This window comes from Methylophilales bacterium MBRSF5, from assembly GCA_001044335.1.
Lineage (GTDB): Bacteria > Pseudomonadota > Gammaproteobacteria > Burkholderiales > Methylophilaceae > BACL14.
Genome location: CP011001.1, coordinates 809353 through 825452 on the forward strand (window position 1 = coordinate 809353; position 16100 = coordinate 825452).

A 16100-nucleotide genomic window follows, 5' to 3' on the forward strand; every position below is an offset into this window, starting at 1 on the left:
TTGATGAAACTTGGAAGACCTTCTAGTTTATTTTTTTAAAATGTCTTGTATCAAATTAAAACCAAACCTCACACCGAAGCCATTGACATCAGACATAGCAGCACCTAGACCGCCTTTAGTATTGCTTGAGGATAAATCAACATGCAGCCACGACTGTTTAGAGTCAGACAAAAATTGACTTAAGAAGCGTGCTGCGTGAATATGATCCGGCCCACCTTCCAATGTGCATTGTTTAATATCAGCAATATCGCTTTTTATATCTTCCTCATAATCCTCATCAAAGGGAAAACTACTCACCCTTTCTCCTGCTTGCTGTCCTGAACCAACTGCAAGGCAGGCAAGCTCTGGTTTGTTACTAAATATACCGCTATAACGATCTCCCATAGCTACCGCCATGCAACCGGTCAATGTGGCAAAATCAATGACCGCATCCGATTTTGTTTTTGTAGCTAAGGTAAGGGTGTCAGCGAGAACCATTCTGCCTTCAGCATCTGTATGAATAATTTCTATGGTCTTTCCATTTAAAGCTTTCACGACATCATTTTGTTTATAAGCCTTTGGTCCAATATGGTTCTGTGCGATTGCGAGCCAGCAATCGATTTTTACAGGAAGTTTATTAAGAGCGGCCGCCTCCAAGATTCCCAAGGCAGTAGCGGAACCATTCATATCCTCATGCATGCTGAACATATATTTTGAGGGTTTTAGGTTGTGGCCCCCGGTATCAAAACAGATGCCCTTTCCAACTAGAGTAATGGTTTTTTTAAAAGTTTTAGGCTGGTAAGTCAAATGTACGATAGCCGCATCTTGAGGCTCTGAACCTTGCCCCACTGCAACAAAGGCCCCCGCTCCCATTTTTTTTAACTGACCCATGTTGTATTCTTTGAATTTCCATTTTCTTTTAGTCGCCAATTTTTTTATTTCTCGACGGTAATGCGTTGGGGTCAAATCATTGGGCGGAGTCATCGTAAGCTGTCTTGACAAAGTGTTTCCCTCAACCAAGGCTTCAATTTCTGCAACATCTTTAGCAGATAAATTACCGTAAAAATTAATCACCTTAAGTTGTTTTTTCTCAGTTTTACTTTTTCTTGAAGGTAGGTCTTGAGAATTTAAAAGGGTTGTATATAGCAGCTCACGGTTCCATGTGGGGTCATCATCTTCACAAAATAAATTAATGGTATCTGGGTTTTCACTTAAAAGATTTTTGAGACCCTTTCTTAAATGTGTCTGAATTTTAAAAGTACTCTTACTGCTGTATTTTATAAACACATAATGGCCGGCATTATCCCCATCAACACTTAAAAATTTGGTCTCTAAATCATTAAATTTCATATTCAAACGTTTTAATTTAGCTTTTGCAATATCAGAAAATAATTCAGATTTATCATTTTTAATGACATTTAGATAATGTTTCGCAGATTTTAGCGACATTTTGTCTGATTTTTTTTGAAGATTAATTTTTACTTTCATGATTAAATTCCACCCTTTAAATTTTTTATGAAAAATTGAATATTTAACGTAAAATTATACTCTTCGAGATGTTTTTCACACTTAAAGTTCTTAATATTTTATTAGAACTATTTTAAGATTTATTTTTATTACGTTTTCAATTTGGAGTTGTAGTTTATGGAGTTGTATCCAGATACAGATATTCAAGAAACCCAGGAATGGATAGATTCACTTAATTCAGTCCTCGAATCAGATGGGGCTGAGCGGGCTCATTATCTGATCGAAATGATGATTGATCAGGCTCGTCGCTCAGGATCCAATCTTCCTTACAATGCTACTACTTCATATGTAAATACGATACCAACTCATTTACAACAAAAACATCCAGGCGATCCTGATATGGAAAGAAGAATTAGGGCTATTGTTCGCTGGAATGCGGTAATGACGGTATTGCGAGCTAATGAAAAATCACCTGGAATCGGTGGGCATATTGCAAGCTTTCAGTCTTCTGCAACTCTTTACGATGTGGGCTTTAACCACTTCTTCCGTGCACCAAACGAAAACTTTGATGGAGACTTGGTCTTTTTTCAAGGTCACAGTTCACCAGGTATTTATTCAAGAGCATTTTTAGAAGGTCGATTAACTGAAGCTCAGCTCAGTAATTTTAGGCTTGAGTCAAAAGGTCAAGGGCTTTCAAGCTACCCTCACCCCTGGTTGATGCCTGACTTCTGGCAATTCCCCACGGTATCTATGGGGCTCGGTCCTATTATGGGAATTTATCAAGCCCGCTTCCTTAAATATCTTCATGATCGTGGCATTGCTGACACCAGCGATCGTAAAGTTTGGGTATTCTGCGGTGACGGTGAGATGGATGAACCAGAGTCGCTGGGTGCAATCTCACTCGCGGCACGAGAAAAACTAGATAATCTTATTTTCGTTGTGAACTGTAACTTACAACGTCTAGATGGTCCGGTTAGAGGAAACGGAAAAATAATCCAAGAACTTGAATCTGATTTTAGAGGCTCTGGTTGGAACGTGCTTAAAGTAATCTGGGGCTCCTACTGGGATCCGTTATTTAATTTGGATAAAGAAGGTCTCCTTAAAAAACGCATGGAAGAATGTGTGGACGGTGAATTTCAAAACTTTAAAGCCAAAGGTGGGGCTTACACACGTGAGCATTTCTTTGGTAAATATCCTGAATTAAAAGAGATGGTCTCCGCCATGTCAGATAGCGACATATGGAGACTAAACCGTGGCGGTCATGACCCGCATAAGGTATATGCTGCCTATGCTGCGGCAACATCACACAAGGGTCAGCCATCGGTTATTCTTGCCAAAACAGTAAAAGGTTATGGTATGGGGGATGCTGGTGAGGGACAAAATATTACCCATCAGCAAAAAAGCATGGACATTGAGTCACTGAAAAAATTTAGATCACGATTTGATCTTCCGATTACAGATGAAGAAGTAGAAAATCTAAAATTCTACAAACCAGAACCTAATTCTCCAGAAATGACTTATATGCGTGAGAGAAGAGAAGCGCTGGGTGGATCATTGCCTCAAAGAAAAACCAAAGGGAACTCATTAACGGTTCCAAGATTAGATAGCTTCTCAAATCTTCTAACATCAACGGGTGAGAGAAAAATATCAACCACCATGGCATTTGTTCGCATGTTAACCACCATGGTGAAAGATAAAGAGATTGGTAAATACGTGGTACCGATTGTTCCAGACGAAGCGAGAACATTTGGTATGGAGGGTATGTTTAGGCAATTGGGAATTTATTCGTCAGTGGGTCAGTTGTATGAACCACAAGATGCTGACCAGGTGATGTTTTATAAAGAAGAAAAAGATGGACAAATTCTAGAAGAAGGGATTAATGAGGCTGGTTCGTTTTCATCATGGATTGCATCTGGTACTTCTTACAGCACCACAGGAATACAAACCATACCTTTTTATATTTTCTATTCTATGTTCGGCTTCCAAAGAATTGGTGACCTTGCATGGGCGGCTGGTGACTCAAGAACAAGAGGCTTCTTACTAGGTGCCACAGCAGGACGAACCACACTTAATGGTGAAGGACTTCAACATGAAGATGGTCACAGTCATTTATTATCAGCGACCATTCCTAATTGTGTATCGTACGATCCTTGCTTTGCTTATGAGTTGGCCGTGATTGTTCAAAATGGTCTATATCGCATGATTGAAAATCAGGAAGATGTGTACTACTACATCACAATAATGAATGAAAACTACTCCCACCCTGACATACCTAAAGGTGTGGAAGATCATATCATCAAAGGGATGTACCAATTTAGTAAAGCATCTGGCAAGGCGAAAAATAAAGTCCAGCTCATGGGTTCAGGCGTCATTTTAAGAGAGGTCATTGAAGCAGCACAGTTGCTTGAAAGTGACTGGGGCGTTGAATCAGATGTCTGGAGTGTGACCAGCTTTACTGAGCTTCGTCGCAATGCTTTGGATGTTGAAAGGCACAACCTATTAAACCCTGATGACGAACAACGATCATTTATCCAAGAGCAAATTACTGACACTGCGTCACCGATTATTGCTTCGACGGATTATATGAAATCATTTTCAGATCAAATTGCTAACTTTATTCCTAACTCATTTACCTCGCTTGGAACAGATGGGTTTGGAAGATCAGATAGCCGTGAAGCATTGAGATCATTCTTTGAAGTAGACCGATACTATGTTGTCCTTGCCGCCTTAAAAGCATTGAAGGATCAAGGCAAAATAGATAAAAAAGTTATGAGCGAAGCGATTAAAAAATACAACATTAATCCTTCTAAAGTTAATCCTGCATTGAGTTAATTATGAGTGAAATTTTAATACCTGATATTGGTAATTTTGATAGTGTTGACGTCATTGAGATCCTGGTTAAACCGGGTGATAAAGTCAATAAAGATGATCCGCTCATAACCCTAGAGTCGGATAAGGCCTCAATGGATATCCCTGCCACTGAATCTGGAATAATTAAAGAGATTAAGGTCAGCGTGGGTGACAAGGTGAAAGAAGGTATTGCCATCGCCACTTTTGAAAGTGCTCCAAGCGACGAAAAGAAGGTGGAGTCAAAACCAGCTGCAAAAAAAGAAGCGGCTAATGATGTAAAAGACAAAATTATTAGCGAACCTTCTCGGCCAGCTCCAGAACCACCTCAGACAATTCAACCTGAAAATAAACCGATGCCGGTGGCAGAAAGTATTGTTGCCGAGCCAGGTAAAAAAAGTCACGCCTCACCTTCGGTCAGAAGATTTGCCCGTGAGTTAGGGGTTGATTTATCCTTCATTAACGGTTCAGGGCGTAAAAATAGAATCCTTATTGAAGATGTGCAAAATTACGTTAAGGGTGAATTAAGCAAACCACGCTCACAAAATATGGGGGCTAATTTTGCACCAAGCCCGATGCCCGTCATCGATTTTGATCAATTTGGTCCGAACGAGACGAAGCCGCTTTCAAAAATCAAAAAAATATCAGGATCCAACCTTCATCGAAACTGGGTGTCAGCGCCACATGTTACCCAATTTGATAATGCAGACATCACTGATTTAGAAGCCTTTAGAAAATCGATGCAGGCTGAGGCAGAAAAACGTGGAACCAAATTAACTCTATTAGCTTTCCTCATGAAAGCTGCAGTGAATGCGCTTAGAGCTTACCCTATTTTCAATACTTCCTTAGCCGCAGATGGTGAGAGTCTAATTTATAAGAATTACTTTAATGTTGGTTTTGCATGCGATACACCCGACGGGTTAGTTGTTCCAGTGGTTAAGGGTGTCGAAAAGAAAGACGTTCTTGAAATTGCTCAAGATTTATCCGCCTTATCTGCTAAGGCACGTGAAAGAAAGCTCACGATTGATGAGATGCAAGGGGGTTGCTTTACCATATCCAGCCTAGGTGGCATTGGAGGCACAAAATTTACTCCAATCATTAATTGCCCAGAAGTGGCTATCTTGGGTGTGTCTAAAGCTGAAATGCAGCCCATCTATGACAACAATTCCAAAGGATTTGAGGCGAGATTAATATTACCACTTTCATTATCTTATGATCATCGAGTGATTGATGGTGCTGATGGAGCAAGATTTACATCACACTTACGCATGATGTTATCTGACGTTCGAAGACTACTTCTCTAAAAAATCTATGGCTAATAAAACATTTACTATCCCAGATATAGGTAACTTTGACTCGGTTGAAGTGATTGAAATTCATGTGAAAGCTGGCGACTCAGTCAAGACTGATGACGCCCTGATCACCCTTGAATCAGAAAAAGCATCGATGGACATTCCTGCTACTTTTGATGGGATTGTTCAAGAATTGCTTTTAAAAGTTGGGGATAAGGTAAAGCAAGGAGACAACATCCTCAGTTATGACATCATTGGCGCTAAAGAAACCAAGCCCGCTGAAACAAAATCAAGCTCAACCAAGCCTATTGAACCAACAAATAATAATGACGACGCATATGATGTTGTTGTGCTTGGGTCAGGTCCAGGGGGCTATACAGCCGCTTTTAGAGCTGCAGACCTTGGTCTGAAGGTAGCCTTAATTGAACGATTTTCTTCCATCGGTGGTGTTTGTTTGAACGTGGGTTGCATTCCTTCTAAGGCTTTGTTGCATATGGCCAAAGTCATCACCGAAGCTGAAGATGCCAGTCATCATGGCATTAAATTTAATAAGCCTGAGATTGATTTAGAAAAAATTCGTGAATGGAAAAATAACGATGTCGTGGGTAAGCTGACTGGTGGTTTGAGTCAAATGGCCGGCCAAAGAAAAGTGACTGTAATTGAAGGTTATGGAAAATTTACCGGATCCAACTCCATTGATGTTGAAGATAAAGATAAAAAAACGACTAAGGTGAATTTTAATTCAGCCATCATAGCGGTTGGCTCTAAACCAATTGTCATTCCAAACACACCGGACCATGCAAACATCATTGACTCCACTGGTGCTCTTGAATTTAAAGATATCCCTGAAAGAATGTTGATTGTCGGTGGCGGTATTATTGGGTTAGAAATGGGTACCGTTTATGATGCCCTCGGTTCCAAGATTACTGTTGTTGAGCTTGCTGATGGCCTGATTCAAGGATGTGATCGTGATCTTGTTCGTCCTTTACAAAAACGAATGGAAAAACGATTTGAAAGTATTCATCTTAATACTAAGGTTGTTGAGATTAAGGCTGACGGAGATAACCTTAAAGTTACCTTTGAAAATAAAGATGGTCAATTTGAAGATACTTTTAACAAAGTTCTCATTTCAGTTGGACGTACTCCAAATGGAAAATTAATCAATGCCGAATTAGCAGGTGTTAATGTGGATGACAGAGGATTTATTAATGTTGATCGACAATTTAAGACAAATGTGCCACACATCTATGCGATTGGCGATGTCATAGGCCAACCGATGCTGGCCCATAAGGCTACTCATGAAGCAAAAATTGCTGCCGAAGTGATTGCAGGAGAAAAAGTCGAATACCAAGCCAACGTCATTCCATCGGTCGCTTATACTGATCCTGAAGTCGCTTGGGTGGGTGTTACCGAGAACGAGGCTAAGCAAAATAACATAGAAATTGAAAAATCAGCTTTTCCATGGGCTGCTAGCGGTCGAGCCTTATCTAATAACAGAACGGAAGGGTTGACCAAACTTATCTTTGATAAACAAACCAAACGCCTTATCGGCGCAGGTATTGTTGGAGTGAACGCTGGTGAATTAATCGCTGAGGCCTGTATGGCTATTGAGATGGGTGCGGATGCTCAAGATATTGGCTTAACCATTCATCCTCACCCCACCCTATCAGAGTCTGTTGCCATGGCTTCTGAGGTGTATGAGGGAACGATTACAGACTTATTTATCCGTAAGCGCTAATTTTTTATATATCTTTAAACCCTCGATCACTGCATTATCAATCTTGTGGTATTTTTGCTGCATCTGCTCCTCAAGAGAATCGAAAATAATATTGGCATCACCACCGGTGAGATAAATATCTATCTCATTAAAATCAAGGTGATGATGCATGATAAATTTTTCAACCGCACCTGAAACAGACATTAAAAATCCGTGCAGTAAAGCCATATCAGAATTATTAATATCTATAGTCATGTCTTTGTTTTTCATTCTAATTGCAGCAGAGTTTTGCATCAGAGACTGGTTAAACAGATGGAATCCAGGAAGAATTAATCCACCTTTATGCAGATATGAATCATAATCAGACAATAACAAATCAATGGTCAACGCGGTACCTGAATCTATGATGATTGCATTTTTTTTGGTTCTCTCAGTTAGTGCTAAGACACCCAGCCACCGATCAACCCCTAATTCATTTGAATAATTAGTATTTAAAAAATGTTTATTAACTTTAGCAAACAAGATATGTGGACACAAGGGTTTTATCTTCTCAATAATTTGCTGTTCCAACACTTCAGAATTGACACTAGATATAAGCACATTCTCAATTCGTTCCGCTTTAATGGTTAAATCATTTAACTCTGTATTGAAAATGAGTCCTGTTTTTTCAACATCCTCATTGGAAGATAAACACCACTTTGTTTTTGTATTTCCAACATCAATGAATAGATCCATAAATTAAATCTTATAAATAAAAAATTAATGACATAATTATGTAATAAATAACGGGTATATTTTAGCAAAGATGGATTCTTTTTTATCGAACAAAACAGAGAACTTGGTAGCCGCCATTGATTTAGGCTCAAACAGCTTTAAATTAATGATTGCTAAAATCGTATCAAACAATGGAATTATTCATATCGAGGAACTGGACACCATTAAAGAGTCGATTAAAATTGCATCAGGATTAGACGATAAAGGTTTTCTCTCAGAAAAATACATCAAAAAAACCTATGAGACCCTTATTAGATTTGGTGATCGCCTTCGTAGGTTTGACAAAAAATCTGTTACCGCAGTCGGAACCTATACTCTCCGCTCTATAAAAAATAAAAATTTCATTGAAAATACGCAAAAGCTTTTAGGTTTTGATATTGAGATCATATCTGGTCACGAAGAGGCAGAATTTATCTACCAAGGTGTGATGCACGTCTCACCCGAGCTAAGTGGAAAACAGTTGATTATTGATATAGGCGGTGGATCCACAGAAATCATTATTGGTGACAGAAAAAAAATCAAAGATTCACTATCACTCTCCTTGGGATGTGTCACCTCTGCGGTAAGCTTTTTTGATGGCACCAAAATAACAAAGAAAGCTTTTAATAATGCCGTAGTTCATGCAAAAAAAGTATTAGAAAAAAACTTAACTAAAGATTTTAAAAACTGGGCAAATGTGATCGGTACATCTGGAACATGCAGGGCCATTGCCGATATTATTTTAATCAACAATCTTGACACAACTACCAATAGTCCAATTGATGAAATTGGAGGTTTTATAACACTGAAAGGATTAAAAGCAATAAAAACAGAACTCTTGGAGGCTGGTGATGTAAATCAATCCAATCTGAGTGGAATCAAAAGTGATCGAAAAGGCGTTATTGCAAGTGGTTTATCTATTTTATTAGCCGTCTTTGAACACTTAAAAATTAAGCAAATGGAAGTTACAGAATCAGCTCTTTTATACGGATCTATTCATAAAAGATTATTTAATTTGATTGATAATCCAAACAATGCCATTGGAGCGTATAAGAAAATTATTCCGCTTGACGTGTCAGATAAGATCAAAGATCAATGTGAAGAAGAGATAAAAATTCTTGAAGAAAAATTTTATTCTGATACAAAACAAACTAATCGAGTCTACCTCACCGCTACATCATTGTCTGAACAGTTGATTTCAAAAGAGGAGGATAGAAAAATTTTATTGTGGGCTTCAAGATTATTGGAGATTGGCAAATCCATTAATCTCAAAAATTATCACATCTATTCAAGTTACATTATTAGTAATAGTGAACTTCATGGCTTTACCAACAAACAAAAAGTTAGGCTCTCTACTTTAGTCCATGCTCACAGGGCTTCCTTAAATACTTATAACTTTAATAAGCAATATATCGATTGGATTATGTTATTTACGCTAAGACTAAGTTATATTTTATGTAAAAATAGGGAATTGTTTGATTTTTCAAATATAAAAATTGATAAATCAAAAAAAAGAATTATTGTTAGTTTCAAAAAAGATTGGTTAGGCCAAAACCCATATCTATCCTTCAGATTAAAAAAAGAAAATTCATATTGGAAAAAATTAAATAACCATTTTAAGATCGAAACTTCTTAACTATTTGTTCATTAATAATTTGATTGGCATTAATCGCAATCTCTTTTCTGTTTCTATTCTTCCCATCTATACCTTTAAAATAAGTGACGCTAGCCTCAAATCCAGGATTTTTAACTATCCGCAGAATAGATTCAACCAATGTATCATCGCCAACATATGCTGGAATATTTGTAAATTGATTATCTTTTAAATACTCAATAGAAACTGGATAAGTTGATTTACATAGATCAACTGGGATCTGAAAAAAATTACTATGAAACGGCTTAACATGTTTTCCAACTGTAGAAGTGCCTTCTGGGAAAATAAAAATTGAGGAATGACTCAATGAAGACTTGATATGCTGATAAGCCATTAGCATGGATTTTTTCGATGAGCGATCTAAGAATATTGTGTTCGTAAACCTGGCCATTAAGCCAAAGACTGGCCAGCTTTTCACAGATGATTTGGCAACAAATGCTACTGGCATAATACTGTTTATAACTATAATATCTAACCAAGAGATGTGATTTGCAACAAAAAATTTATTTTTTAATAAACTTAAATTTTGCCCCGATATTTTTATTTTTACTTTAATAATTCTTAACAAACAAAGGCACCAAGACTTGATAATTAAAGTCTTCATTTTTTTTGTCATTACAGGAAATGTTACCGCCAATAAAAGTCCTGCTAACACATGAACGAATAATTGCAATATTCTTACTAAATTTGAAACTGTCATATTTTTTACATATTCATGGCCTACCATTACAAAAAACTTTGAATGGTTTTCATGAATCACTTTCGTACTATTTGGATATCAGATACGCACCTAGGAACAAAATCTTCCAACGTCAAGCATCTCAATAATTTCTTTAAGCATAATACAGCAGATAAAATATATTTAGTAGGAGATATCATTGATGGTTGGGAGTTAAATAAAAAATGGTACTGGCCAAAGTCTCATAACCAATTCATTAGGATCGTTCTAAAAATTGCAAGAAAGTCAAAAGTTATCTATATTCCAGGAAATCATGACTCGTTTTTAAGAAATTTTTTAAGCTTAATTAAGTTTTCCTCTATCTCATTTAAGAAAAATACAATTCATATAACTAAACATAAAAAAAAGATACTAGTTACACATGGAGATCAATTCGATAATGTGCGACACGTATCTGTCTTGATGAACAAACTTGGCGACCTTCTCTATTCATTTTTTATATTTATCTCAACAAAAATTACTGACTGGAGAAATTCAAGAAATCTCCCCCATTGGTCATTTGCGACGCAAGTAAAAATGAAATCAAAAAATGTAAAAAAATACATAAAAAACTATAAATTATTTATGGCAAATGAAGCCAGAAGAAACAAATGTGATGGAGTTGTTTGTGGTCATATTCATCATCCTGAGATAGAAACTATTGATGGAATTAATTACTACAACGATGGAGACTGGGTTGAACACCTTTCAGCTTTAGTCGAGGATAAAAATGGCAACATAAAGTTGATTTACTGGAAAGAAATTAAATAACCAAAGGGCTAAATATGAAAATTACAAATCTACAAATTAACCGCAATGTCCAAACCGCAAAAAGAGTTAAAAAATCCAGTGATAGACCATTAATCTTAGCTGACTGGATTCAGAATAAAAATGATTTAAAAACAGTACAAAAACTTCGTTATAAAATTTTCAAAAAAGAAATGGGAGCAAATATAAAAGGATCTCTCGATAAGGATACCCTCGATGATTACTGCGAACATTTAATAATTAAAGATGCAACCAATAATCAACCTATTGGCACATACAGAATACTTACCCCTTATAAAGCAGAGGAGTATGGGTCTTTATACACAGAAAGTGAATTTAATATAGGAAGTCTTGCTTCTATAAAAAATGAAATGATAGAACTTGGAAGAGCTTGTATTGATAAAAAATATCGCACTGGAGGGGTAATAATGATGCTATGGGCCGAGATTGCAAAATTTATGGTTACAAATAAATTCCGTTATCTAATTGGCTGCTCAAGCGTATCAGTAAAAGATGGGGGATACAACGCTGCTAATTTGTATTATCAATTAAAATCTCATAAACAGTTTCTTGAATTAGCAGACGTTTACCCCTTGCATCCACTTCCAGTTGAAAAGTTATGTAATGGAGAAAAAGGCGCTATACCGCCTCTACTAAATGGTTATATTAGACTTGGAGCAAAAATTATTGGCAAACCTGCTTGGGATCCAGAATTTCAAACTGCTGATTTTCTTACACTACTTGACTTGGAGAATTTACCAATAAAATATAAAGCTCACTTTCTGAAATAATTAATTTTCATCAGAAATGCTGCGGGAGAAAATCTTTTTTGCATAAGGTTTTATTTTTGTATCAATGCGATTAGCAATAATTAAATCCGAATTATTGGTAAACTTTTTAAAAGATTTTTCAATGTCAAATGTCATTATACTTTTTTGTTGATTTAGTAATGGTTCGTAAATAATAATTTTTTGGCCTTCCTGTTTCAAAATTTTAATTACATCAATTATCGCAGATTCTCTAAAATTATCGGATTTTGATTTCATTACTAATCTGTATACCCCAACTGTTTTAACCTTTTTTTCAATAATTTTATTCGCAACAAATTGTTTTCTTGTCAAATTACTGTCAACTATAGCCTTCATTAAATTATTGGGGATTTGCTTATAAGACGATAGCAGCTGCTTTGTATCTTTTGGTAAACAATACCCCCCATAACCAAAAGAGGGATTATTGTAAAAATTTCCAATTCTTGAATCTGTACACACGCCATCTAATATATCTTTTGTATCCATACCTAGTTTAATTGCGTATGTATCTAATTCGTTAAAAAAAGCTACTCTCATAGCAAGGTATGTGTTTGCGAACAACTTTATTGACTCCGCCTCTAATTCATTCGTAAAAATTAAAGGAGCTGTTCTGTTAAGAGAGAGTTTTTTGAATATCTTGCCAATTTTTTTTGCGTATTGATCTTTTCCACCTACAACAATTCTAGATGGGTTTAAGCAATCATAAAGCGCTGTGCCTTCACGAAGAAACTCTGGTGAAAAGTAAATCTTGTCAAATTTAAAAGTTTTCCTTAAATAATTAATATAACCAACCGGAATGGTTGATTTAATTAAAATCATACAGTCTTTATTAACTTTTAAGATATTCTGTATAGATTTTTCAATTGAAGATGTATCGAATGAATCATTATCAACATCATAATTTGTTGGCGTAGCAATCACGACTAACTCACGATCTTTGTATGCTTTTTCAAAATTTTTAGTCGCTAAAAAATCTTTACTAACATTGCCCAGGTAATCATCGATCATAGAGTCACTAATTGGGGACTTTCCCTGATTAATTTTTTTTATTTTTACTTCATCTACATCAACTAGTACAACATTGTGCGACTGATCAAGCATTATTGCGTTTGCTAGTCCAACATACCCTATACCAACAACTGCAATTTTCAATGAATTAATCCTGAAATTAAAATATCATGGCATTGTTGCCATGACCATTTTTTTGATGATTGACGTTTAATTTCATTTCTATTTAATCTAAAAGCAAGCTCAATATTATCTTTTAAATTTTTTCCAAGAAAACCATCAACACCATGTGTGACAATGTCTTTAGGTCCAGTTACATCATAGGCTGCAACAGGAAGTCCATTTGAAAGAGCTTCAATGATTACTATCCCAAAAGTATCAGTTAAGCTTGGAAAACAAAAAACATCATTCGAATGATAATATTGCGCTAAGTCCTTACCAAACTTATAACCGACAAATTTAATATTTTTATATCTTGTTTCAAGTTCATACTTAATAGGGCCATCACCAACAATAGTTATCTCAAAGTGATTATGTAATTCACACAACTTTAAAAGATTTTTCTCTCTAGAAACTCTCCCTACATACAGCACTTTAATCTTATTTTTATTTTTTCTTTTAAAAGGAGCATCAACAATTAACTCATCCGATACCCCCCGGGTCCATAAATTAAGATTAGAAAATCCTAATTTCTTCAAATCATCTAAACATGATTTACTTGGAACGAAAATCATCTTTGACTTCTTATGAAATAATTTTAAATATAAGTAGGCCACATTTTTAAAACGTCCAAAATATGATTCCAAATATTCAGGAAATCGTGTGTGATATGCGGATGTAAAAGGTAAATTATTTATCTTGCAATAAAATCTTGCTACCAGTCCAATTGGTCCTTCTGTAGCAATATGAATGTGGGTAGGTTTGTGTTTTTTAATTTCCCTATAAACTCTCAAAAATTGAAAACAAAACTGAATCTCTGGATAAGCCTTGAAAGATCTATATTTAAATAATGCAGGATGAATGATTTTGATCTTTTTATTGGAATATTCAAAAATGTTTTTATATGTCGTAGAAACTCCATTGACTTGTTCGAAAGTATCACTAGCGATAAGTATCTTTTTCATGAACACTATTTTTTCATCAAAATATTACAATTTTGTGACAAGGAATCACCAATCTGTTTGTTTCTTCAAAAAAAAAGAAAGATGTCATAAATGTTTCATATTTGATGAATAACCTTTAATTATGCCAAAATCTATAAAGATGTTTATTAACCAATGCAACAAAGTAGACACTGATTGGTGTATAAAGCTTAATCGTCTATCAAAAATTCTATTTATACAAAACTTTTTTAATTTCATAAGCTGGTTGGGTAATGGAAAAATTTGGTATGTGACAATATTTCTGATTCCCTTCATGTCGAATAGCGGCATTCTAATCTCATTAGAAATGATTTTTTTTGGTTTAATTGGAACAACTGTCTATAAAACACTAAAGAATAAAATCAACCGACCAAGACCATACAAAATTAATCAATCTATATATCTTGGAGGAAGAATACTTGATCAATTCAGTTTTCCATCAGGGCATACTCTGCATGCAATTATTTTTTCATTGATATTAATTTTTTATTTCCCTGACCTTACAGAAATATTATTTATTTTTACTCTATTCATAGCTTTATCCAGAGTGATTCTTGGAATGCATTACCCTTCTGATGTATTTATTGGAGGGATCATAGGTTATATCATTTTTAAATTATTTCTTTATTACAAAGATTATGAAAATTTTATTTTTATCTGACGTTTACTTTCCTAGAGTTAATGGAGTATCCACTTCAATCAAGGTATTCAAAAATGATTTAAAAAAACTAGGTCATGAGGTACATTTGATATGTCCAGCCTATAATGAAAAAAATACCGATAAGACTATAACAACCATCAAATCTAAACCAATATTCTTTGATCCTGAAGATCATTTAATGTCATGGACAGAATTAAATAAAAAAATAGAATGGATTAAAAAACAAAAATTTGACCTGATTCACATTCAGACCCCATTTATTGCACATTACTTTGGTAAGAAGCTAGCAAAAACCTTAAATGTTCCGATTATTGAAACTTACCATACTTCTTTTGAAGACTACCTCCATCTTTATTTGCCCATACTTCCAGAAAGTTTTGCACGATGGCTTTCACGAAATATTGCAAAATATTTATGTAACCATTGCCAAGGCATTATTTCTCCATCTGAGCAACTAAAAGAGACTTTAAAAAACTATCAAGTGACTAAACCCATTAAGGTGGTTCCGACAGGTCTACCAGATCAATCATTTAAAAAGACTAATAAGTATACCTTCAGGAAGTTATATAATATTTCGCTAACTGACCCGTTATTATTATTTGTTGGTCGGGTCGCACATGAGAAAAATATAGATTTTTTGTTGCATGTGTATAAATATATCGCAAGGGAAAATAAATCTATTAAATTCCTTATTACTGGTGAAGGTCCAGCTTTTGAGCATATTCAAAAATTAATCAAAAAGTTGAATTTAGACCGCTCTGTTATATTGACAGGTTATCTGGAAGCTAACAATGAGCTCTTAAATTGTTATGCTTCATCTGATTTGTTTATTTTTGCGTCCAAAACAGAAACACAGGGCCTCGTCTTAATTGAGGCAATGGCACAAGGTTTGCCAGTTGTAGCCTTAGCTGAAAACGGCACAAAGTCGATACTTGAAAATAATCCCGGTGCAATAATTGCAAAAGATGATCCAAAAGAATTTGCAAAAACATGTCTCAGACTTTTAAACAATAAGAAAAAACTTTCTGAAATGTCCGTGAAGGCAAAAAAAGAGGCTAAACAAAAATGGGGCTCTGTGGCACAAACAGAAAAATTAATAGCGCTGTATGAAGAGGTCGTTAACGATTTTTGTTCAGATAAATCTAACAATAAATTACTAGCAACAAATGATCTCAGCAACTAGTTTTATACATCGTTAAGCACTTATTCTGATCAATTGATAATTCCCTTTAAGTGTCGAATTTTATGATTGATTTCATAGATACTGATATTTTTTAGAGGTAAA

At 35.3% G+C, this 16100-nt stretch carries 11 protein-coding genes and 2 pseudogenes; 8 read left to right on the plus strand and 5 right to left on the minus strand.

Going from position 1 to position 16100, the window contains the following annotated elements; translation table 11 throughout:
- Positions 1-27 precede the first annotated feature (27 nt).
- Positions 28-1467 (minus strand): peptidase M17, encoded by a 1440-nt coding sequence (locus UZ34_04390; protein AKO64635.1) that lies wholly within the window; start codon positions 1465-1467, stop codon positions 28-30.
- A 156-nt stretch (positions 1468-1623) separates the two neighbouring features.
- Here UZ34_04390 and aceE point away from each other — a divergent pair, with 156 nt between their 5' ends.
- From aceE to UZ34_04405, 3 genes are read left to right on the plus strand one after another with little or no spacing between them, the layout of a single operon-like run.
- Positions 1624-4278: a pyruvate dehydrogenase gene (gene aceE, locus UZ34_04395; protein ID AKO64636.1), complete on the plus strand. Its 2655-nt coding sequence runs from the start codon at positions 1624-1626 to the stop codon at positions 4276-4278.
- Between the two features lie 2 nt (positions 4279-4280).
- Positions 4281-5597, plus strand: a complete 1317-nt coding sequence (locus tag UZ34_04400; protein AKO64637.1) for a branched-chain alpha-keto acid dehydrogenase subunit E2 — start codon at positions 4281-4283, stop codon at positions 5595-5597.
- 7 nt (positions 5598-5604) lie between these two features.
- Entirely contained in the window at positions 5605-7323 is a 1719-nt protein-coding gene (locus UZ34_04405) for a dihydrolipoamide dehydrogenase (protein ID AKO64638.1), read from the plus strand.
- Here the strand turns inward: UZ34_04405 and UZ34_04410 are convergent.
- A complete protein-coding gene (locus tag UZ34_04410; GenBank protein AKO64639.1) occupies positions 7303-8037 on the minus strand; it encodes a hypothetical protein in 735 nt (244 codons plus the stop codon). The two genes, UZ34_04405 and UZ34_04410, sit on opposite strands and share 21 nt — an antisense overlap.
- A gap of 70 nt (positions 8038-8107) precedes the next feature.
- Between UZ34_04410 and UZ34_04415 the strand changes: the two genes are divergently transcribed.
- Complete coding sequence (locus tag UZ34_04415) at positions 8108-9691, plus strand: hypothetical protein (protein ID AKO64640.1); 1584 nt, start codon at positions 8108-8110, stop codon at positions 9689-9691.
- Here UZ34_04415 and UZ34_04420 read toward each other — a convergent pair.
- Entirely contained in the window at positions 9672-10436 is a 765-nt protein-coding gene (locus tag UZ34_04420) for a hypothetical protein (GenBank protein ID AKO64641.1), read from the minus strand. The genes UZ34_04415 and UZ34_04420 overlap by 20 nt on opposite strands.
- Positions 10437-10460: 24 nt before the next feature.
- On the opposite strand from UZ34_04420, the gene UZ34_04425 reads away from it, so the two are divergent.
- Together UZ34_04425 and UZ34_04430 are read left to right on the plus strand one after the other, a co-directional pair.
- The gene (locus tag UZ34_04425) at positions 10461-11198 is read left to right on the plus strand and encodes a serine/threonine protein phosphatase (protein AKO64642.1); all 738 of its coding nucleotides are present in this window, start codon (positions 10461-10463) and stop codon (positions 11196-11198) included.
- A gap of 14 nt (positions 11199-11212) precedes the next feature.
- Positions 11213-11986 carry a hemolysin gene (locus UZ34_04430; GenBank protein AKO64643.1) on the plus strand — a complete coding sequence of 258 codons (774 nt, stop codon included), beginning with the start codon at positions 11213-11215 and terminating at the stop codon, positions 11984-11986.
- Here the strand turns inward: UZ34_04430 and UZ34_04435 are convergent, their stop codons facing one another.
- Complete coding sequence (locus UZ34_04435) at positions 11987-13156, minus strand: UDP-glucose 6-dehydrogenase (protein AKO64644.1); 1170 nt, start codon at positions 13154-13156, stop codon at positions 11987-11989.
- Between the two features lie 35 nt (positions 13157-13191).
- A pseudogene (locus UZ34_04440) lies at positions 13192-14136 on the minus strand (hypothetical protein).
- Between the two features lie 121 nt (positions 14137-14257).
- Here UZ34_04440 and UZ34_04445 point away from each other — a divergent pair.
- Positions 14258-14779: pseudogene (locus tag UZ34_04445) on the plus strand (hypothetical protein).
- A 13-nt stretch (positions 14780-14792) separates the two neighbouring features.
- Positions 14793-15998, plus strand: coding sequence for a hypothetical protein (locus UZ34_04450; protein ID AKO64645.1), 1206 nt, complete (start codon positions 14793-14795; stop codon positions 15996-15998).
- Positions 15999-16100 lie beyond the last annotated feature (102 nt).